Origin of the sequence: Vibrio sp. TRT 17S01 (genome assembly GCF_050113695.1) — a bacterium.
In the GTDB taxonomy this organism is placed as follows: Bacteria; Pseudomonadota; Gammaproteobacteria; order Enterobacterales; family Vibrionaceae; genus Vibrio.
Genome location: NZ_JBNJOG010000003.1, coordinates 260,611 through 280,111 on the forward strand (window position 1 = coordinate 260,611; position 19,501 = coordinate 280,111).

The 19,501-nt window shown below is 41.9% G+C and carries 18 protein-coding genes; 6 read left to right on the forward strand and 12 right to left on the reverse strand.

Annotated elements, in window-relative coordinates; genetic code table 11:
* Window positions 1–166 precede the first annotated feature (166 nt).
* Window positions 167–1,090, reverse strand: coding sequence for a DMT family transporter (locus tag ACQEXS_RS06760; RefSeq protein WP_427013267.1), 924 nt, complete (start codon window positions 1,088–1,090; stop codon window positions 167–169).
* A gap of 136 nt (window positions 1,091–1,226) precedes the next feature.
* Here ACQEXS_RS06760 and ACQEXS_RS06765 point away from each other — a divergent pair, with 136 nt between their 5' ends.
* The gene (locus ACQEXS_RS06765) at window positions 1,227–1,682 is read left to right on the forward strand and encodes an Lrp/AsnC family transcriptional regulator (protein ID WP_427013268.1); all 456 of its coding nucleotides are present in this window, start codon (window positions 1,227–1,229) and stop codon (window positions 1,680–1,682) included.
* Here the strand turns inward: ACQEXS_RS06765 and ACQEXS_RS06770 are convergent.
* The 3 genes from ACQEXS_RS06770 to ACQEXS_RS06780 all read right to left on the reverse strand — a co-directional run bounded on the left by ACQEXS_RS06770 (window position 1,675) and on the right by ACQEXS_RS06780 (window position 5,007).
* Window positions 1,675–2,730, reverse strand: coding sequence for a GGDEF domain-containing protein (locus tag ACQEXS_RS06770; protein WP_427013269.1), 1,056 nt, complete (start codon window positions 2,728–2,730; stop codon window positions 1,675–1,677). The genes ACQEXS_RS06765 and ACQEXS_RS06770 overlap by 8 nt on opposite strands.
* 129 nt (window positions 2,731–2,859) lie before the next feature.
* A complete protein-coding gene (locus ACQEXS_RS06775; RefSeq protein WP_427009635.1) occupies window positions 2,860–4,119 on the reverse strand; it encodes an SGNH/GDSL hydrolase family protein in 1,260 nt (419 codons plus the stop codon).
* A gap of 411 nt (window positions 4,120–4,530) precedes the next feature.
* Window positions 4,531–5,007, reverse strand: a complete 477-nt coding sequence (locus ACQEXS_RS06780; protein ID WP_427013270.1) for a MarR family winged helix-turn-helix transcriptional regulator — start codon at window positions 5,005–5,007, stop codon at window positions 4,531–4,533.
* 459 nt (window positions 5,008–5,466) lie between these two features.
* On the opposite strand from ACQEXS_RS06780, the gene ACQEXS_RS06785 reads away from it, so the two are divergent.
* Window positions 5,467–7,044, forward strand: a complete 1,578-nt coding sequence (locus ACQEXS_RS06785; protein ID WP_367989749.1) for a BCCT family transporter — start codon at window positions 5,467–5,469, stop codon at window positions 7,042–7,044.
* 122 nt (window positions 7,045–7,166) lie between these two features.
* Here the strand turns inward: ACQEXS_RS06785 and ACQEXS_RS06790 are convergent, their stop codons facing one another.
* Genes ACQEXS_RS06790 through ACQEXS_RS06800 form a run of 3 tightly spaced genes read right to left on the reverse strand, consistent with a single transcriptional unit; the run spans window position 7,167 to window position 9,543 of the window.
* Window positions 7,167–8,096, reverse strand: coding sequence for a biotin-dependent carboxyltransferase family protein (locus ACQEXS_RS06790; protein ID WP_427013271.1), 930 nt, complete (start codon window positions 8,094–8,096; stop codon window positions 7,167–7,169).
* A complete protein-coding gene (locus ACQEXS_RS06795) occupies window positions 8,089–8,802 on the reverse strand; it encodes a 5-oxoprolinase subunit B family protein (RefSeq protein ID WP_427013272.1) in 714 nt (237 codons plus the stop codon). The genes ACQEXS_RS06790 and ACQEXS_RS06795 overlap by 8 nt, the downstream gene beginning before the upstream one ends.
* A complete protein-coding gene (locus ACQEXS_RS06800) occupies window positions 8,803–9,543 on the reverse strand; it encodes a 5-oxoprolinase subunit PxpA (protein WP_427013273.1) in 741 nt (246 codons plus the stop codon).
* 167 nt (window positions 9,544–9,710) lie between these two features.
* On the opposite strand from ACQEXS_RS06800, the gene ACQEXS_RS06805 reads away from it, so the two are divergent.
* The 4 genes from ACQEXS_RS06805 to galE all read left to right on the forward strand — a co-directional run bounded on the left by ACQEXS_RS06805 (window position 9,711) and on the right by galE (window position 15,274).
* Window positions 9,711–11,729 carry a TonB-dependent receptor plug domain-containing protein gene (locus ACQEXS_RS06805; RefSeq protein WP_427013274.1) on the forward strand — a complete coding sequence of 673 codons (2,019 nt, stop codon included), beginning with the start codon at window positions 9,711–9,713 and terminating at the stop codon, window positions 11,727–11,729.
* Complete coding sequence (locus ACQEXS_RS06810) at window positions 11,719–12,222, forward strand: YfiR family protein (RefSeq protein WP_427009630.1); 504 nt, start codon at window positions 11,719–11,721, stop codon at window positions 12,220–12,222. Before ACQEXS_RS06805 ends, ACQEXS_RS06810 begins: the two co-directional genes overlap by 11 nt.
* On the forward strand, window positions 12,209–14,173 hold the full coding sequence (locus ACQEXS_RS06815) for a diguanylate cyclase domain-containing protein (protein WP_427013275.1): 1,965 nt from the start codon (window positions 12,209–12,211) through the stop codon (window positions 14,171–14,173). Before ACQEXS_RS06810 ends, ACQEXS_RS06815 begins: the two co-directional genes overlap by 14 nt.
* 84 nt (window positions 14,174–14,257) lie before the next feature.
* Entirely contained in the window at window positions 14,258–15,274 is a 1,017-nt protein-coding gene (gene galE, locus ACQEXS_RS06820; RefSeq protein WP_427013276.1) for a UDP-glucose 4-epimerase GalE, read from the forward strand.
* 142 nt (window positions 15,275–15,416) lie between these two features.
* Here galE and ACQEXS_RS06825 read toward each other — a convergent pair whose 3' ends face one another.
* From ACQEXS_RS06825 to ACQEXS_RS06845, 5 genes are all read right to left on the reverse strand, one after another.
* On the reverse strand, window positions 15,417–15,551 hold the full coding sequence (locus ACQEXS_RS06825) for a TIGR02808 family protein (protein ID WP_367989758.1): 135 nt from the start codon (window positions 15,549–15,551) through the stop codon (window positions 15,417–15,419).
* A gap of 12 nt (window positions 15,552–15,563) precedes the next feature.
* Window positions 15,564–16,142: a NapC/NirT family cytochrome c gene (locus tag ACQEXS_RS06830; RefSeq protein WP_427009627.1), complete on the reverse strand. Its 579-nt coding sequence runs from the start codon at window positions 16,140–16,142 to the stop codon at window positions 15,564–15,566.
* A 30-nt stretch (window positions 16,143–16,172) separates the two neighbouring features.
* A complete protein-coding gene (locus tag ACQEXS_RS06835) occupies window positions 16,173–16,631 on the reverse strand; it encodes a nitrate reductase cytochrome c-type subunit (RefSeq protein ID WP_427013277.1) in 459 nt (152 codons plus the stop codon).
* Between the two features lie 70 nt (window positions 16,632–16,701).
* Window positions 16,702–19,191 (reverse strand): periplasmic nitrate reductase subunit alpha, encoded by a 2,490-nt coding sequence (gene napA, locus ACQEXS_RS06840; protein ID WP_427013278.1) that lies wholly within the window; start codon window positions 19,189–19,191, stop codon window positions 16,702–16,704.
* A complete protein-coding gene (locus ACQEXS_RS06845; RefSeq protein WP_427009624.1) occupies window positions 19,188–19,493 on the reverse strand; it encodes a chaperone NapD in 306 nt (101 codons plus the stop codon). Before ACQEXS_RS06845 ends, napA begins: the two co-directional genes overlap by 4 nt.
* Window positions 19,494–19,501 lie beyond the last annotated feature (8 nt).

Here is a 19,501-nt window from a genome sequence, read left to right on the forward strand (position 1 = left end):
TGACAACGTCACATGTCAGACCTCAAAGTGCAGTATACATCCTTATTACACTATTCGTTATAGCGCCGTTTTTGGTTCGTTTTCGAGAGTCATTCTTGAGTCGATGCGTATATTGGTTTTGCATTATTGGCGCTAACTTATTTAATTTGTATTACTTTAGCCTTTCCTAATTATGCTTTGGCGGTTGATATAATAGGGAATCATCATTTTTCATAAAGATGTTACTTGCGATTAAGCTGCCAATACAGACTAGCCCTAAGCTAAGCAGAATTCCTGCAGAAGGGTGCTCATCAAATATAAACATTGCCATCAAGGTTGCCAATGCTGGTGTTGCTGAACCAAATGCGGCAGAGCGCTCAGCTCCTAAAATTGTCACCGCTTTTAAATATGTATATGCAGCGATTATGCCCGCACCAAAGCCTTGCACTAGCGTATGTACGGCAAGTTCGGAGTACGGCCAGTTAGAAAGTGGTTGTGAGAAGAGGTAACTGGGTAGTACGTCTAATCCGATGAGTAAAATTAAAGTTACTGTAGAGCAGATTGAAATGAAACCAGCGCTGACTAAAGCGTTCAAGTTAGCGACTCTGGCACAGATCGTAAAAGTTGCCCACATGATACTCCCCAGAAGAAAGAACAAATGTCCATGAAATAATGTCGGTTGGTACTGATTAAAGCTATTAAACAAAAAGCCTGTAATACCTAATGACAGAATGATCAGGCCAATGATGCGATGAGTACTTAAAGGTTGCTTAAAAAACAGGACTGCAATTGCTGAGACAAATAGGGGCAGCGTTCCGGGTATGAGTGCGCTACCGTCTGCGACGGGTGCATTTTCCATCCCAAAGCTAGCCACAAGCAAATAGGGAATACCGCAGCCAATGAACATCCCGAGCAAGTATTGTTTTGGGACAGCTATCAAGGTTGACCTGTGTTTCCACACCCATGGGAATAGTATTAGTGCAGGCAGGGCAAATCGAGTCAATGCGATATCTGCTGGGGTGAGCAGTGACAAAGCCCCCCCTCGTAATGAAAGAAAAAATCCAGACCATAATAATAACGTTATGGTCATTGCAAGATATCCAGTCAGCATTATATGTTACTCAAATGTAAATAATGGTTGTTATTATGAGTTTTAACTATTGCCTTTGTGTGGCAAAGTTAGGCAAAAATGATGACTAAATTAGTGATTAATAGCGTAGAATGCTCTTTTATTGATGGAAACGATTATGGATAGAATTGATAGACATATTTTGGAGTTACTTCAGAGAGATGCACGCCAATCTACTGCTGACCTTGCAGAAAAAGTTGGCCTATCAGCATCTCCATGCGCTCGTCGTGTAAAACGATTAGAGGAAGAAGGCATCATTGATGGATACCATGCCAATTTGTGCAAAGCTAAAGTTGGTGTAGGGATGGTGGTATTTGTTGAGGTCAGTTTGAGTAATCATCAAGTGGATTCTATTGATGTTTTTGAAGGGGCGATTACAGAGATGAGCCAAGTGATCAGCTGTCATGTGGTATCAGGCGCATACGATTATTTATTAGAAGTAGTGAGTAAGGACTTAGAAGGATATGAGTCTTTTATACGTCAATTGCAATGCATGGATACGGTTAAAGATATCCATACGCACCTATCCATTCGACAAGTAAAAAAGACACGTGAATTACCCGTCTTCAATTAGATATTTTCTGTGCTTCCTCAATAGGACCAACCTCATTCTCTAATTGTAATGGTGGGGCATAAAGGGATATTTGGTTACGTCCGCTTCTCTTGGCTTGATAAAGGGAAAGATCTGCTCGTTTTAACCATTTTTCAATATCATCCCCATACAGCGATTCTGCAATGCCAACACTTAACGTGATGTTAATATCGTTAGGGAATGTAATGTCTTTGATTTGTGAAAATACTTTACGCATCGCAATGTGTGCTGAATTTTGATCGGTATCGTTGAGTAAGAGTAGAAATTCATCCCCCCCTAAGCGAAACAAGGCGTCTTGAGTACGAGTACTGCTTTTGATGGTCGTCACTACTTTGTTAATGACGTCATCGCCGACGTCATGTCCATATAAATCGTTAACGGTTTTAAATCTATCGATATCAATCATAGCAACGGTAGAAGAACTTGACTGCCGCAAACTCCGTTGCAAAAAACTATCCAGTTGGCGACGGTTTAATGCTCCTGTCATCGCATCTCTAGTCGATAAATAATGCAATTCATTATGCAAATTCATGATGGACTTAACCACATAGTGACCAATGATCAGACACGTTATTAAGGAAATAAAAAATCGTAAAGTTTCCGCAGGATCTTGATGAGGAAGCGCAACAATGGAGCTACCAGCAATAATGATGATATTGGCTGGTAAATAACGGTTCTCTGGTAGAAGAAAAATGACAGAAATCACCACAGGATAGACCCAATAAGTTGCTAGAGTTCCAAATATATGGACAGACAAAAGTAGAGAAGTAATAAGTAAACAGAGCGGTATAATATGGCCAATAATACTTCTTCGGCTGTATATGATCGCTGCGATCTCCGCCAATAAACTTAATTCAAAGCTAAGCAGTACCGCTCCTAGCATTATTTCGCCAATAATCAGGTTTTTGATACCCAAGGGGATAAAAATCAAGATCGTAATAGTCGCAACGACTTTAAGTACTTTTTTTTGTTGAGCAGTGCTGAGAATGCTATCGGATGCTGAATCAAGGAAGAGAGACTTTCTATCCATAACTCCCCTCATAGGTTAGGAAAACGGCGGAGATAGTACGATATGTATAGTTAAAAAGTAAGTCTAAAGTTTGATAATTGCAATGTGAGGCAGGAACCCGGGACAGGGTGTTACTGTCCCGGGATAGTTTTAGAAAGGATAGTAACCTAACATCTCCATCATGATTTGGTCTGATATATAACTGTGTGCTGCGGTTGTAGGGTGAGTAACGCCCCAGAACACGTATTTATCAGAGCCATATTGGGCACAGTCATTCGTAAGGTTATGACTTTTTAGATAGTCGAACGCTGAACTACGGTTAATATCGAGACAGGCATCTTTTGCATTAACGAATCCATGTTGCTGAGGTGAGTTAATCATCGAGTTAAACAGTGTATAAGCGTCGTAAAGCTGAATATTGATACCGCTTGTTTGGCGTTGTTTAACCTGCTCACGAATGTACTGATTAAACGCGATGATTTTTGCGCGAACTTTTTCTATTTCATCATCTGATGAGTACTTAAATTGTGGGGCATAAGTCGCGTCAGGTAGTGTTAGCAACAGTAAGTTCTTGGCGCCGGACTGGGTTAGATTATTCAGCGCGTCTGAGAAGTCTGATTTCACATCTTCTACAGAGCGGTTGTAGTTCATGAAATCATTCAAACCGAAAATAAAAGTATATAGTGTATTATCTGGATCGTGATGTTTGGCACTCTCCATATAAGTGAGGTATGACTTAATTTGATCTTTTACGCCTGTCAAAAGAGCATACTGGTTCGAACCCGCAGCTCCACCAACTGCCCAATTGTAAACGGGTAGTTGTTGGTTGTTACCCAGATACTCTGTCCAGACTAAGCCATTGGAGAAATGTCCGGCATACCAGCTGCTAGGATCAGGAAAACGCCATTGCGTTGCATTAAACATATTACCAGTATCGGAAAGACTATCACCAAAAGCGACGATACGGTTTATACCTTTACGTACAACCTGATCGTTGGTCCAAATGGTATGATTCAATGAAACACCGTAATCTGACGCATAATAAAGAATGTCAGCATTCGGATTGTTTGTTCCTATCGTCTGTTCACAGCGTTGCTTGATTTCCTGCTGAGGCGTTTCTGTGTAGAACATATTCTTGGCTGTAAACGGCGACCACCAGTATCCATTTATTTTGTAGTCTTTCCCGTTTGTATCTTTTGCCCATACCCAATCACTACCTGCCTCATCGTGACTCGCTCCCGTACGATACCAACAACGTACATAAGTAGATGTGGTTGGCTGGATTACACTGAGTATGTCACTCCAGCCAAATCGGCTTGAAGGGATTAAGTCTTCTGAGAAGCTAAATGTGTTAGCCATTGCAGAAGATATAGGAAGCAGCGAACATAATAATAAAGCTTTCTTATTCATAGTTTTTCTCTAGCATTCTATAGACGTTGTTTGTGAAACAACTTGTTTTATTGTGAAATAAGCAGCCTGAATGGTATGACTGCTAGTCATGGAAGCTACCAATGGAGATATTGCGTTTCAAATAGAAATAGAGTTTTAATTCTAATTCTGTGACTCTATGACACAGAAAACGTTTGCGGCTGGGAGTATCCCAATACAATGGGCTACCGGTTTGAAGTTAGGGAGAAGTTCACTAGAGAATAAGGCTGGAAATAGCTCCATCGAGATACTTTTCGTGATGGAATTTCGTCTGAGAAAAAAAGAGCGAAGTTAGAGGCTGAGCCTCACTCACAGTAAACTTAAAGCTCAGTGAGGCTATTGGTATGTAAACCTGACGCTAGGAGTAGGGTGAGTTTGCCAATACTAGATACGTTATTCTGGTTTGGTTATGCTACCTAATTCTAAAACAGGCGCAACATCAATGTCTTCTGCGTTCATCATTGATGAAATTCGTTGAACAGAGGAGAGCAATAATGTTTGTTCCCACTCTTCTAACTTCTGGAACTTAATAATAAAGCTTTGTTGCAATGGCAGGGGAGCTTCCAGCAATATTTTTTCACCTTCAGGTGTCAATAAAGCGTGTACTTTGCGCTTGTCTTGAACATTTCTTACTCGCTTAACCATCCCATTTCGCTCAAGCCGATCGAGAATAGTGGTTGCTGTAGCTTGGCTCATATTCGTATGGCTCGAGAGCTGTTTAATGGTCACTTCACCTAATTCTTTAATAGAACGCATAAGAATCAACTGCGGACCAGTAAGCCCAGACTCTTTACTTAATTTTTTTGAATGTAGGTCAATTGCGCGAATAATTTGGCGAATTGATACTAAAACTTCTTCGTGCTTTTCCAATCTTCTATCCAGAAATAATTACAAGGGTGATCAAAGAGAGTGTATGCGACGGACGATACCGCAAAAGGAAATTGATTAAAAGTAAGAGAGTAAAAAGCTTTAACTCAGTCATTAACATAATCTGATTGTGTAAGAGGTAACACGTCGCTTGGAATAAACATTGTCGACTTATTTTGATTAGCCGCTTTTATGCAGGCTCAGCATGAAAGCTTAGTGTACAAACGATTTTTGTAGTGTTTCTAAATTAGAGGGTTGGTTGTTTTTTTATCGAATGAAAGGGAAAAAGAGGATTTTTTGACTAAAAACCATACATTTGCTGGATCTTGTTGTGACGAAGCGTACAATATTTGTCACCTGAAAACAGCTGATGGTATCTGAGTAAGAGCGATATTCATTACAACACGAATTGTTGTGGGGGATATGAGGCTTTTTGTTGGTTCAGATATCGAGAGAGGAAGAATGACAAAAGGTATTGATAAGTACAGTATCGATAGTACCGATTACACAATCGGTCAAGATAACGTACAAAAATGGGGTTTTGATGTACATAACCCGGTGTTTGGTACAAGTGCAGGTTTTATTGCCTTGTTTTTGATCGCAACGCTTGTTGTGGATGCTGATACGGCAAAAAGTGCATTAGATGGGCTTAAGTGGCAAATCATTGGCTCATTTGATTGGCTATTTATCTGGTCAGGGAACATTTTTGTGATCTTTTGCTTGGCACTGATCGTTTCACCATTAGGTAAAATTCGCCTTGGTGGCCAAGACGCGTCTGCGGACTATTCGTTTATTTCTTGGTTGTCGATGCTCTTTGCTGCCGGTATGGGTATCGGCCTAATGTTTTGGAGTGTGGCAGAGCCTGTTGCCTATTTTACTGGCTGGTATGAAACACCACTTGGTGTAGAAGCGAATACAGCAGAAGCGGCGAAGCTCGCAATGGGCGCAACGATGTTCCACTGGGGACTTCATCCTTGGGCTATCTACGGTGTTGTCGCATTGTCTCTTGCCTTTTTTGCTTACAACAAAGGATTACCGCTATCTATTCGTTCGATTTTTTATCCTCTATTAGGTGATAGAGCTTGGGGATGGGCTGGTCACATCGTTGACATTTTAGCCGTAGTTGCAACGCTATTTGGTCTAGCAACATCTTTGGGGTTAGGTGCTCAACAAGCGGCGAGTGGTATCCATCATGTGTTTGGTGTCGATGCTGGTCTTGGTCTTCAAATTACCGTGATCACCGTTGTTACATTACTTGCTGTAGTTTCTGTTATCCGCGGAATCGATGGTGGGGTAAAGGTTGTAAGTAACATCAACATGATCGTTGCCTTCCTATTACTTATCCTAGTATCACTTATCTGTTATGCGGTGGCATTTGGAAATATTCCAACAACGTTCATGGCATATGTAGAAAACATTATTCCATTAAGTAACCCTCATGGCCGTACTGATGAAGCTTGGTTCCAGGGCTGGACTGTATTCTACTGGGCTTGGTGGATCTCATGGTCACCATTTGTTGGCATGTTCATCGCTCGCGTATCTAAAGGTCGTACTGTTCGTGAGTTCATGACAGCGGTTCTATTAGTTCCAACAGCAGTTACGTTGATTTGGATGTCAGTGTTTGGTGGTATTGCCATTGATCAAGTGATGAACAATGTTGGTGAACTAGGCGCGAAAGGTTTGACTGATGTCTCTCTTGCAATGTTCCAGATGTTTGATGTTCTGCCTTATGGCACTTTGCTTTCAATCATTGCTGTCGTTTTGGTTTTAGTCTTCTTTATTACGTCTTCAGACTCTGGCTCATTGGTGATCGATAGCATCACTGCTGGTGGTAAAGTGGATGCGCCAGTGCTTCAGCGCGTGTTTTGGGCCTTTATGGAAGGCGCAATTGCTGTTGCTTTACTATGGATTGGCGGTACAGAAGCAATCCAAGCGCTTCAAGCCGGAGCCATTTCAACAGCGTTACCATTTACAATTGTATTGCTGTTAATGTGTGTTAGCTTGTTGCTAGGTATGCGGACAGAAAAATTCGAGCGTTAATTCACGACACTCTGAAAATGTAGATAATTTAATAAAGCCAGTAACGTCCAGTTACTGGCTTTTTTCGTAGATGCCACGACGTTCATTTAGTTAAAGAAGCGGTTAGTGATTAGGTCATGTTGTTAGTAACCAAAGAAGTTAGCCCATTGACACCAGACATCTTGTAAACCAGCTAAATCTCCCTTAACAAAAGTTACTTGTTGTCCCGGCTTTGCTTGGGCGAGCCTAGGTAAGTCTATTCGTGCGACACAGCCAATTTTGGGGTAACCCCCAATCGTTTGTCTGTCATTTAATAAAATGATTGGCTCTCCATTCGGGGGGACCTGTATCGCACCCAAAGCTATCCCTTCACTCAAAATCGCTTTTTCCGGTGCAGTTATGGCGGCTCCTTCGAGTCTATAGCCCATTCTGTTTGAATGCTGACTGATACGGAATTTACAATTGTAGAATTGATTTAAACTTTCTTGACTGAACATATGGTGCTGATAGCTTTCGATTACGCGGAGTTTTAAAGACAAGTTATAGTCGGGTTTATATCGAAATGTTAGTTGAACGGACTTGTGATCAATATGATGTGAAGTAAAAGCTATGGTATCTCCTTCGGCTATTGAACATCCGTTTTTTAAGCCACCAAGTTTATCTTTTGTAACCGTTGCGCAGCTACCTACTTGCATTGGTACTTTAAAGCCGCCTTTTACCGCTAAATAGCTTCTCAAACCATTCTTTGGCAATGAAAAAGACAATATCTGTCCCTTATATGCAGAAAATGTGGCCCAGTTAACTAGTGGTTCACCATCGAGTTTTGCATTTAGATCTCCACCAGTGATTGAAAGTTGGCAGTCTGAATTAATTCTAAATGCTGCTTGCCCTAAGGTAATTTCAAGCACGGGGCTGTTAACTGAGTTTCCTAATAAGTGATTTGCCCAGCTATAAGCATAATCATCGACGGGACCTCCTTGAGCTAGTCCCATGTGTGCAACGCCAAATCTACCGAAATCTTGTAGCAGTGTAAGTGGGCCGGGCTTAACCACAGTGATCGTGTTATTACTCATTGACGACTTCCTGCGGCAATACGCCACCTAAACTAAGGAATTCTTGTTTACCGATTGGTCGGAAAGTCACTTGAGTACCAATTTCGAATGGAATCATAGGGCGATTAGCTGGTTGATATAATTCAATCGGGCAGTTCCCGATAATGTTCCAGCCACCAGGAGATTCTGACGGATAAACCGCAGTCTGATCTTCGGCAATAGCGACACTTCCTTTCGCAACTTTAAGTCTAGGCCTATTGTGACGCGGTAACGAAATTTGAGGGTTTAAGCCAGATAGAAAAGCGAAACCAGCACTAAAGCCGATAGCACTAACGGTATAGGTAACGTTACTATGAAGTTGGATTACATCTTCAGTCCGATAACCCTGTTGGTGATATTTGGTTAAATCAGGCCCTACAGTTAAGTCGTAATAAACTGGTAACTCTATTTTAGTTTGCGAAATAGCAGTGATGGTATCGTTTGTAGCTTGAATCAATAGCTTATTTATTAGAGCTACAATGTCTGGTGTATGAATTCGGTAGGGAAGATAATCAACCAATAGAGTGTTAAAAGCTGGAGTTATGTTCATTATCCAAGGGGATAGTTGCTCTCTGAGTTGGTCGTTTATATGACCTATGTAGCGTGAAAGATTAACAGATGGCGGGCTGTTGAAGCGAATCAATAAGCTGCTTTCGGAGACAGGGTCGATAGCAAAGTCTGAAAACATCTAATCCTCCAAAATGGTTTTGATTTTAGATATTAATTGCACTGAAGATTCGTTATCACTATGAACACATATCGTATCGGCTTCTATGGGAATAAAATAACCATCTAATGTATGCACTTTGCCATAATTCACGATTTGTTTTACTTGATTGAGAATATCGTCTTCTGATTGTAATAAAGATCCTTGTATCTTTCGCGAAGCTAATGTTCCATTCGCGAGATAGGCTCGGTCAGCAAACGCTTCAAACAACAGTGGAAGTTCATACTTATCGGCAATATCAAGAAAACGTTCGTTATCTTGTATAGCTAACATCATCAGGGGAACTCCAAAGCTTGATACAGCCAAACAGACGGCTTCAAAGATGCCTAAGTCCCGCATCATATCGTTATATAATGCGCCATGAGGTTTCACATATTGTAACGTTGTGTTTTGGTATTCGCACAGACCCTTAATAGCCCCAATTTGGTAGACCAACATATTGGTTATCTCCTCGGGTTCCATAGGAATCGTACGACGTCCAAAACCTTGAAGGTCTGGATATCCGGGATGGGCGCCAATTTTTACATCATTTTGAATTGCTAATGCAATGGTATCGTACATAACTTGTGGGTCAGAAGCATGAAAGCCGCAAGCGATGTTAGCCATATCAATCCAGCGCATAGCCATTGAATCTTGGTTAAGCGACCAAATTCCGAAGCTTTCACCCATATCACAGTTAAGAGTTGTTGCTTTAGTTTTCATTTATTTTTGACTCCATATCACAATATGTGTCTCATTTGCTAAAATAGTCATTAAATAGTGAGCGATATCATCGTTTTAGCGAATGCTTATGGATGACTGTCTTTCTCAATATACATTTATATCAGTAAGTGGAATAATAAAATTTGCTTATGTAGCTGGATTCATAGATGCCTAATACGAAGTTAAGTCCATTAATATTATTGTTGGTTAGTGTTCCTGTTTATAGTGACGACTCGCTAGAGCATCTCATGTCATTGAGTTTAGAAGAACTTTCAATGTTAGAAACTGAGATGCAAATTTCTTCAAAATTTTCACAAAAACTCTCAGAGATCCCTGCTTCGGTATATGTTCTGGACCATGAACGTATACAAAGAAGTGGTGTACGTAGCATTGCAGAGGCTCTCGCGCTTGTTCCAGGCTTAAATGTCACAAAAGCTTCGGAAACAACGCCTATAGTGTCAAGCCGCGGCTTTCATGATGGCTTTTATAATAAGATGTTAGTCTTAATTGACGGCCGTAGTTTGTATAGCCCGGTATATGGTGGGGTCCATTGGCGAGATGTGGATTACATATTACCGGATATCGATAGAATCGAAGTTCTTAGAGGTCCCGGTGGTTCAATTTGGGGTGGGAATGCGGTCAATGGTGTTATTAACATTATTACGAAACCGATTTCTGAAACTCAGAATACGCTTGCCACAACAACTCTCGATGAAAAAGGTGGTAAAAGCATTAGTGTGAGAACTGGACTTGCATTTAATGAAAACACCTCAGCAAAAGCCTTTTACAAGTATCGCGATCAGAAAGTGAATTTTGATTACCCGGCTTACTCAATGGAACAGCACCTTGCGGGGATGTCGTTTGAGGGTAAAGGTGCCAACTTAGATTGGAACCTAGACTTGGGTGCTCAAAAAAATACATGGCTCTATGATAGTTTGCGATTACATTTTACACCAGTGAGCTACGAGGGTGGAGTAGTCTCACGTGTTGAAGGCCTTAATCAAAAGCTATACGCACAACTTGGTGTTAGTAATACTCTATCCGAGACGTTAATAAGTAACTATCGGGTTGGCCTCTCCTATAGCGACGAAGACGCGATTGATGGGCCCGGAAGCTACACTTTATTTGATGCCGAAGTTAATTTTAGAAACAAAGCCAGTGATCAACATGTTTTGACTTACGGCGGTGGTTATCGGTTTATCAATGCACACTTTAATCGAACAGTGGATGAGTTAGATATCTACAATATCGACGTTTTTTCTCGGTCTTACGAGTTATCTGGTGCAAAAGACAGCACCCTAAACGCGTACATTCAATCTGAGTTTGAATGGAATGACTCTTTCAAAACCGTTGCCGGAGCGAAAGCAGAATACTTTGAATATACCAACGCATTCGAACTTTCCCCTCAACTCCGCGCACTGTATCAGCTTGATAAGAAAAATACTCTTTGGGCTGGCATCGGACGTGCAGTGACTTCTCCGTCTTATATTGACAATGCCGCACACTATTACCCGGCATTCACACTAGGCAATTTCTTATTGGTGGAAGATTCTAAGCCAAATCCTGACATGGGAACAGAGTCTGTTGTTACAACTGAGCTTGGTTACAGACGAATTGCTCAGCAATATGAGTTAGACATTACGTTATTTTATAGTGAGCATGAGGATGTTAGAGGTGTAGAAGACGTCGGCTGGTCTCCTGATTATCTGCATGTTTTTGAAACTCAAATCACCGATGCTTATTCACTAAGAACATACGGTGCTGAGGTAGGAGCTCAATGGCAGCTCTCAAAACAGTTTCGAACGTTTCTATCATACAGCTACTTTAAGTCTCAAAGTCAATGGGATGGTGGAAGTGATTCTGATGGTAGTGCGGTCGATTTATATAAAATAGATGACCACCATTTAGTTTCACTTCAAGGTTTATGGGATATCTCTAAGCAGTGGCAGCTTGATTTTGTTGCTCGCGGCCAAAGTATTCGTTACCCAGAAAGTTTAATTCAGATCCCTAATTATTTGGCATTAGATGTACGGCTTGCTTGGCAATATGATCAAAGTGCCCCTTTGTTCGAGTTCATGGTAAAAAACCTCGGAGAACAGACAGGTTATTACATGGACGGTGAATCATACTGGTTCAGCTATGGTCAAGAACAGCTCGTTTATTTGAGGGCTTCTTATGAATTTTAAGTCGCTGCTCATTTTGGCTATAGCTTCTTTCTCTTTTAGTTATTCTTCCTTTGTAGTGGCGAAATACACACCAGAACAAGTGAAAGCCGTTTACCTTTTTCGTATTGCGAGTTTCATCCATTGGGTGGATGAAAATAATATGGTCGAAGTCAGGTACTGTGTCCCCGACAATAAGCGAATTAAAGAGCTTTTGATTTCAATCACCGCTGGGAAGTTGATACGTGAGTTACCTATTACCGTCACGGAAAATTCTTGCGATATTTTGTTTGTATCAGACAAGTCTAACTTAGCATTAGTGCAAGGTTCAGATAAACACACAGTTACTGTTGGAGACATAACTAGCTTTACCGCTAATGGTGGCGCAATTGGGCTTGAAAATGTCAACGGTAAGATAAAGCCAAGGGTAAACTTGGATAATATTGGTGACTATTCCATCTCTTCAAATTTCCTACGTGTGGCTACAGTAGAAGGGGGCGAAAATGAGCGTCCTTAATCACTTCTCACTCAAAAGCAAATTAATGCTACCAATTGTCTTATTCACAAGTGTTATTTTCTTTGTATCTCAGATGTATACATTGAGTTTGGCGTTTGAAAGTGAAAAAGAAAATGTCATTGAACGAGTAACCGTGCTTGCAAAGGGAGTGGCATACAACTTACAAGCAGCAATTTTATTTAATGATGAACTGACGGCAACAGAAGTACTTTCTGCGTTCTCTGCGGATGATGAGGTGCTGAGAGTAAAACTCTATACGCAAGATAATCGTCTTTTCTCCATGTATGAGCGTGACAACGTAACTGCGCCGGTGCCAAATGATGCCCAGCAAAGTGAACTATCACGTAAACAGCAGTCAATTGGAGATAAACACATTTATTTGGTTGTCCCCGTTGTTGTTGAACACGAGACTATCGCAAGTTTACGTGTTGTTATCTCAAAAGACTCGTACAACGATCTATATCGTAGCGCACTCAACAACGCTGCCTTGTTCCTAATATTTTTGATTATGTCTGCAACCATGCTCTATCTGATGGTTCAGAAAGTCATCATTGAACCTGTATACTCGTTGAATCAAGGGATGCGGACCTTTATTGAGCGCAAGCGCCATACAGGAAAAATTACGACTAAATCAAATGATGAAATCGGGCATTTGGTTGCTGCATTTAACACAATGATCGATAGGTTAGAGCAAAGAGAAAAACAAGTTGCTTTTACGTTGGATAAGCTTGAAGAAGAAAAGTCATTTGCAAATGAAGTGGTTGAGACAGTTCAGCATGCGCTTGTTGTAGTAAATCAAAAGGGTGAGGTTATACACTTTAATGCAGCAACGTGTGAGGTATTTCGTTGTACAAGCGCTTATTTGAAGGGAGTGCACCTAAGCTCACTAATTGATACTTCGAATAAGTTAATTAGCCAAGCGATCAATAATGGAATTGAGTTTAGTGAACGCCAGTTATGGGTAACAGATGTATTTGGTCATAACCAGCTACTACAAGTTAGTTGTACTAAGTTATCTAAAGTTGGGCAAATGTTGTTTGCTATACAGGATGTAACGGATGTTGAGGCAGCACTAAGTCGTCAAAGGTTGGCTGCGGGCGTATTTGAAAATAGCCAAGATGGTTTGATGGTGGTGAATCAAGATGGGGTAATTACCATGGTAAACCCAGCGGTAACAAACTTGTTGGGATATGCTCAAGAAACCATGATTGACCGAAAACCAAGTGATGTTTTAGAGTGGCAACAGTTTATGTCCCTGATGCAAACTATCGAAGAGTCGGTGGTAAACTACGGCCAATGGCAGGGTGAAATTTGGGAAAAACACATTTTTGGTCACCTTGTACCAATGTTTGTGAAAGTCAGTAGAATCGTTAATCACGATGATGATCAGCTTTATGACTTCGTTTTTATACTCTCTGATCTATCGAATATAAAAGAGATGGAGCGGCTTGAATATCTTGCTCACCATGATTCTCTAACAGGCCTTGCAAATCGTGCTCAGCTATACCGTTCATTAGATGAAACCTTACGGGACCAAACGAGTAAAACAGCGTTTGCCTTGTTATACATTGACTTAGATGGTTTTAAGGCAGTGAATGACACCTATGGGCATGATGCGGGTGATGAAGTCCTAAAACAAGTCTCTGAAAGGTTACTATCTCAAGTTCGTTCTCAAGATCTGGTTGCGAGACTCTCAGGGGATGAGTTTGTTGTATTGATCAACCCAACAGACCCGGACAGTGTCCAAGTTTTAGCAGAAAGACTAATTACGTTAATCGGTCAAGACATCATTTATAAAGGGCGTTCTGTTAATGTTGGTGCAAGTATTGGCGCTAATGTAATAACGGACCGAAATAAATCTCTAGACGACATTATGAAAGCAGCCGATACGGCGATGTACAATGCGAAAAGTAAAGGCAAAGGCTGTTTTGTGATGGCAAAGGCGTCGTAAGCCTGCTGAGTCTCACTTTGTTGACTATATTTTTTTAAAGTTACTCGTTAGTATCTGACGAAAACAAATCAAAAGGTTAGTTACATGAAAGTACTAGTAACCGGCGGTATGGGTTATATAGGAAGCCATACTTGTATTCAGATGATCGAAGCAGGAATGACACCTGTCATTCTCGATAACCTATACAACAGCAAAAAAACAGTATTAGAGCGCATTGAAACTGTTGCTGGGGAAATGCCAGCATTTATTGAAGGCGACATTCGCGATAAATCGCTACTGGTTTCTGTGCTTAAAGAGCACAGCATTGAAGCAGTAATCCACTTTGCAGGCTTAAAAGCTGTGGGAGAGTCTGTTGAGAAGCCATTAGAGTATTACGATAACAACGTACATGGCACGCTTGTTCTAGTTGATGCAATGCGCGAAGTGGGTGTTAAAACTCTTGTGTTCAGTTCATCAGCAACAGTTTATGGCGATCCGGCTTCTGTGCCTATTACGGAAGATTTCCCTACGAGTGCAACAAACCCATATGGTCGCAGCAAGCTAATGGTGGAAGAGTGTCTCGGAGATTTCCACAAAGCAAACCCAGATTGGAGTATCACGTTACTGCGTTACTTTAATCCAGTCGGCTCACATCCAACTGGCTTATTGGGTGAAGACCCGCAAGGCATTCCAAATAACTTAATGCCGTTTGTGTCTCAAGTCGCAGTAGGGCGTCGTGAGTTCCTATCGGTATTTGGTAACGACTACCCGACGAAAGATGGCACTGGTGTTCGCGATTACATCCATGTGATGGACTTATCTGATGGTCACGTTGCTGCTTTAGAAAAAGTGGGCAAGAAAGATGGCTTGCACGTATACAACTTAGGTACGGGCAATGGATACAGTGTGTTGGAAATGGTTCAAGCATTCGAAAAAGCTTCCGGCCGTGAAGTTCCATATAAACTTGTTGACCGTCGTCCTGGTGATATCGCCGAGTGTTGGGCAGATCCAGCGAAAGCAATGAATGAACTCGATTGGAAAGCGACTCGTACACTTGATGATATGACAGCAGATGGCTGGCGTTGGCAATCGAATAACCCAGAAGGGTACCCTGAAGCGTAAATTTACTGCGTGATGAAAGCCTTCGTTTATTAACGAAGGCTTTTTTATAGCCAACAGTTTTGTCGCCACATTGACTTGTAGATAAAATAAAAGCCACCAAAAGGTGGCTTTTAACGTATCAACATAAATAGGCAAATGTTGATTATGATTGCTTATCTTTGCCCATAGACAAGAGCCAAACGGAAACTGCAGCAACAGCAACAAAGCCCGATAGAATGATAACTGGCATAGCGCTGTAACCTAAGATATGCCAAATTGCTGATTCTAATGTACTCATTGGTTTGTCCCCTTATTGCCAGCCTTCAACGCCATGCATGTTTGGCAGTTTGTGCGCGATGCCTTTATGGCAGTCTACACAGGTTTTCTCACCAGATGCTAAAGCAGTTGAGTGTTGTTTTGCACTTCTTGAGCCTTGTTCAGAAAAATCCATAAACTCAAACTCGTGACAATTTCGACATTCAAGTGAATCGTTATTTTTCAAACGAGCCCACTCACGCTCTGCGAGGTGTGCACGACGTTGTTCGAATTTCTCAGGAGTGTCGATTGTTTTCAAAACATAATGCGCAAAGAGCTCTTTCGATGCTTGCACCTTACGAACGATCTTATCTGTCCATTCATGAGGTACATGACAGTCTGAACAAATAGCTCGCACACCTGAACGGTTAGAGTAGTGGATAGTCTCTTGTATCTCAGCAACGATAGGAGCGTGACACCCTGAACAGAATTCCTCGCTGTTAGTCGCTTCCATACCCGTGTTAAATGCGCCCCAGAATAGAAGACCACCAGCAAACCCCATCGCTAAAACAACGCCAACGGCAGCTTTACTTGGGCTTGTTAGTCTCTTCCAAAACGCTTTAAGTATTTTCATAGATAGCCTCTTTTTCGTATTGGTTGGCTATTACTTGCGTAACGAATCAACGCGCTGGAATTCGTTATTAACTAACGGCTTAGCATTGGCTTGTGGAACGTGACATTGCAAGCAGAAGTAACGACGAGGTGAAACATCAGCGAGCACCGCGTCTTCGCGGTTCATATAGTGAGTCACACTGATTTTCGTTGCACCCATTTCCTTTGCATTTTTCCAACTATGGCAGGCTAAACACTTATTTGCGTTAAGTGAAACTTCATATCCACGAATATTATGGGGGATAAGTGGTGGCTGATACACAAAATCTGTATCAAGTACCTGTTCTTTAGGGTATTTCTTGAACTCATCGGCTGGGCGCGTGTCTTCAAGATTTGAAGCTCCACGTAAAGACTCAAGTCCACCGATACCACCTGGGTTGTCAATTTCAGCTTGAGCAACACCCGCAACCAATGCACCAACAGATAACAGTGCAATGACAAATTTTCTCATGATAAATTCTCCGCCTTAGGCTAATTCTTTGGGCTGCCAAACAAGTTGGCAGCCATGCATTCATTGCTAGTTATGCGATTTTAGTGATTTTTACAGGACACTTTTTAAAGTCAGTTTGTTTAGAAAGTGGGTCTGTAGCATCAAGAATTAACTTGTTAATCAAAATGCGTGCATCAAAGAATGGTACAAAGACCAAACCTTCAGGTGGACGGTTACGACCGCGAGTTTCGACGCGAACGCGAACTTCGCCACGTTTGTTAGAGATAAGAACTTCGTCACCACGACGAACACCTTTCGCTTTCGCATCTGCTGGGTGCATATAACAAACTGCATCCGGAACCGCTTTATACAGCTCTGGAACACGACGTGTCATAGTGCCAGTGTGCCAATGCTCTAGTACACGTCCAGTACATAGCCACATATCAAATTCAGCATCTGGAGATTCAGGTGGTGCTTCGTATGGTGCGGAGATTATGAATGCTTTGCCATCTGGTTTGCCGTAGAAGTCCCATCCAGAGCCTTTTTTAGCATATGGATCTGAACCTTCTTTATAGCGCCAAAGTGTTTCTTTGCCATCAACAACTGGCCAACGAAGTCCGCGTGTTTGGTGGTAAACGTCATATGGAGCAAGGTCGTGAGCTTTGCCGCGGCCAAATATTGCATACTCTTCAAACAGACCTTTCTGAACGTAGTATCCAAAGTGGTGAGCGTCATCATTGAGTTCTTTTGCTTCTTCGACAGAGAACCTATCAACGACGCCATTTTTGAATAGCATGTCATACATTGTCTTACCACGGTATTGTGGTGCTTTTGCTAGTTGCTCTTCCGTCCAGACTTCTTCCATTTTGAAGCGCTTAGAAAACTCCATGACTTGCCATAGATCTGACTTAGACTCGCCAATGGTTTCTACTTGTTGATACCAAGCTTGAGTACGACGTTCAGCGTTACCATATGCGCCTTCTTTTTCTACCCACATTGCTGTTGGCAAGATTAGGTCGGCAGCTTGTGCAGTAGCAGTAGGGTATGGGTCTGAACAAACGATAAAGTTTTCAGGGTTACGGTAACCAGGTAGACGTTCGCCATTAATGTTTGGGCCAGCCTGCATGTTGTTATTACACATAACCCAATAAGCATTTAGCTTTCCATCACGCAACATGCGATCTTGAAGTACGGCGTGGTATCCAGGTTTTGGAGGAATGACACCATCAGGAATATTCCAGATCTTCTCAGCGACCTTACGGTGTTTCGGATTCGCTACCACCATATCAGCAGGAAGACGGTGAGCAAACGTACCCACTTCACGTGCTGTACCACAAGCAGAAGGTTGACCAGTCAATGAGAATGGGCTGTTACCCGGTGTTGCAATTTTACCAGTAAGCAGGTGAAGGTTATAAATTAGACTGTTTACCCAAACACCACGTGTATGCTGGTTTGTACCCATAGTCCAAAGTGACATAACTTTGGTATTTGGATCTGCATACTGCTTAGCTAGTTCGACCAATTGCTCTTCAGAGACTCCAGACATCTCGGCTGACTTCTCAAGTGTGTATGGCGCAACAGACTTCTTATACTCTTCGAATGAGATAGAAGTTAACTTACCAGAGTTTGGATTCGCTGCTGCTTTTTGCAGCGGGTCATCATCTCGAAGACCGTAACCAATGTCAGTCGCAGTTTGTTTAAAGTTGGTGTGTTTATTAACAAAATCCCAGTTCACAGCATCATTTTGGATGATGTAGTTTGCAATGTAGTTTGCAATCACAAGGTCTGTTTGAGGTTTGAAAATGTAGCCTTTATCAGCAAGTTCAAATGAACGATGGAAATATGTAGAAAGTACATTTACCTTAACGTGCGGATGGCTTAGGCGTCGGTCAGTAATGCGAGTCCAAAGTACAGGGTGCATTTCAGCCATGTTTGAACCCCAAAGCACAAACGAGTCAGCTGCTTCGAAGTCATCGTAACATCCCATTGGCTCATCAATACCAAATGTGCGCATGAAAGCGCCTACAGCGGAAGCCATACAGTGACGAGCATTAGGGTCGATATTGTTAGAACGGAAGCCCGCTTTCATCATTTTTGCTGCAGCGTAGCCTTCCATAACGGTCCATTGACCTGATCCAAACATGCCAACGCCAGATGGGCCTTGTTTCTTAAGCGCTTCTTTCCACTTTTCTGCCATCGTATCAAACGCAACATCCCAAGATACTGGTGTGAAGTCACCATCTTTGTGGAACTTGCCGTCCTTCATGCGAAGTAGTGGTTGAGTGAGTCGGTCCTGACCATACATGATCTTTGACAGGAAATAACCTTTGATACAGTTAAGTCCCTTGTTTACTGGTGCTTCTGGGTCACCTTGTGTCGCAACGACTTTACCGTTTTGAGTACCTACCAATACAGAACAGCCAGTACCGCAAAAACGACAAGGTGCTTTGTCCCATTTAATCGCTGTTTGGTCTGAGCTGGCAATCAGGTTGGTTGCTGAAGCTGGGAGTGTGACTCCTGCTACGGCTGCCGCTGATGCTGCTGCGTTTGCTTTCACAAACGCGCGTCTTGTCATTTTCATACTTCACCCTCAGTTTGGGAATGTTGAGTTCCAGTGTCTTCGTCCGTGTCATCGAGCGTCGATTCGATTTGGTGGTAAACCAAAACAGTGCTCAATACATTCGGTAAATTATTAATTGCATCAATGGTATCGGTGATAAAGCCTTGATTTTCTGTTTCAAGTACCACCACGATCTTTCCTTCTGGGCTTTCACCAAACACTTCAGCGTTATCGAAACGTTCGATTTCCGCTTTGATGGTTTCAAGCTGCTCAGGCGGAACATGTACCACTAAGCTTGAAATATGCACTTCATTTAGTGACATCAATTCTC

Coding starts and splice junctions, on each gene's coding strand:
- ACQEXS_RS06760 (WP_427013267.1), bottom strand. CDS start 1,090: ATGCTGACTGGATATCTTGCAATGACCATAACGTTATTATTATGGTCT.
- ACQEXS_RS06765 (WP_427013268.1), top strand. CDS start 1,227: ATGGATAGAATTGATAGACATATTTTGGAGTTACTTCAGAGAGATGCA.
- ACQEXS_RS06770 (WP_427013269.1), bottom strand. CDS start 2,730: ATGGATAGAAAGTCTCTCTTCCTTGATTCAGCATCCGATAGCATTCTC.
- ACQEXS_RS06775 (WP_427009635.1), bottom strand. CDS start 4,119: ATGAATAAGAAAGCTTTATTATTATGTTCGCTGCTTCCTATATCTTCT.
- ACQEXS_RS06785 (WP_367989749.1), top strand. CDS start 5,467: ATGACAAAAGGTATTGATAAGTACAGTATCGATAGTACCGATTACACA.
- ACQEXS_RS06790 (WP_427013271.1), bottom strand. CDS start 8,096: ATGAGTAATAACACGATCACTGTGGTTAAGCCCGGCCCACTTACACTG.
- ACQEXS_RS06795 (WP_427013272.1), bottom strand. CDS start 8,802: ATGTTTTCAGACTTTGCTATCGACCCTGTCTCCGAAAGCAGCTTATTG.
- ACQEXS_RS06800 (WP_427013273.1), bottom strand. CDS start 9,543: ATGAAAACTAAAGCAACAACTCTTAACTGTGATATGGGTGAAAGCTTC.
- ACQEXS_RS06805 (WP_427013274.1), top strand. CDS start 9,711: ATGCCTAATACGAAGTTAAGTCCATTAATATTATTGTTGGTTAGTGTT.
- ACQEXS_RS06810 (WP_427009630.1), top strand. CDS start 11,719: ATGAATTTTAAGTCGCTGCTCATTTTGGCTATAGCTTCTTTCTCTTTT.
- ACQEXS_RS06815 (WP_427013275.1), top strand. CDS start 12,209: ATGAGCGTCCTTAATCACTTCTCACTCAAAAGCAAATTAATGCTACCA.
- galE (WP_427013276.1), top strand. CDS start 14,258: ATGAAAGTACTAGTAACCGGCGGTATGGGTTATATAGGAAGCCATACT.
- ACQEXS_RS06825 (WP_367989758.1), bottom strand. CDS start 15,551: ATGAGTACATTAGAATCAGCAATTTGGCATATCTTAGGTTACAGCGCT.
- ACQEXS_RS06830 (WP_427009627.1), bottom strand. CDS start 16,142: ATGAAAATACTTAAAGCGTTTTGGAAGAGACTAACAAGCCCAAGTAAA.
- ACQEXS_RS06835 (WP_427013277.1), bottom strand. CDS start 16,631: ATGAGAAAATTTGTCATTGCACTGTTATCTGTTGGTGCATTGGTTGCG.
- napA (WP_427013278.1), bottom strand. CDS start 19,191: ATGAAAATGACAAGACGCGCGTTTGTGAAAGCAAACGCAGCAGCATCA.
- ACQEXS_RS06845 (WP_427009624.1), bottom strand. CDS start 19,493: ATGTCACTAAATGAAGTGCATATTTCAAGCTTAGTGGTACATGTTCCG.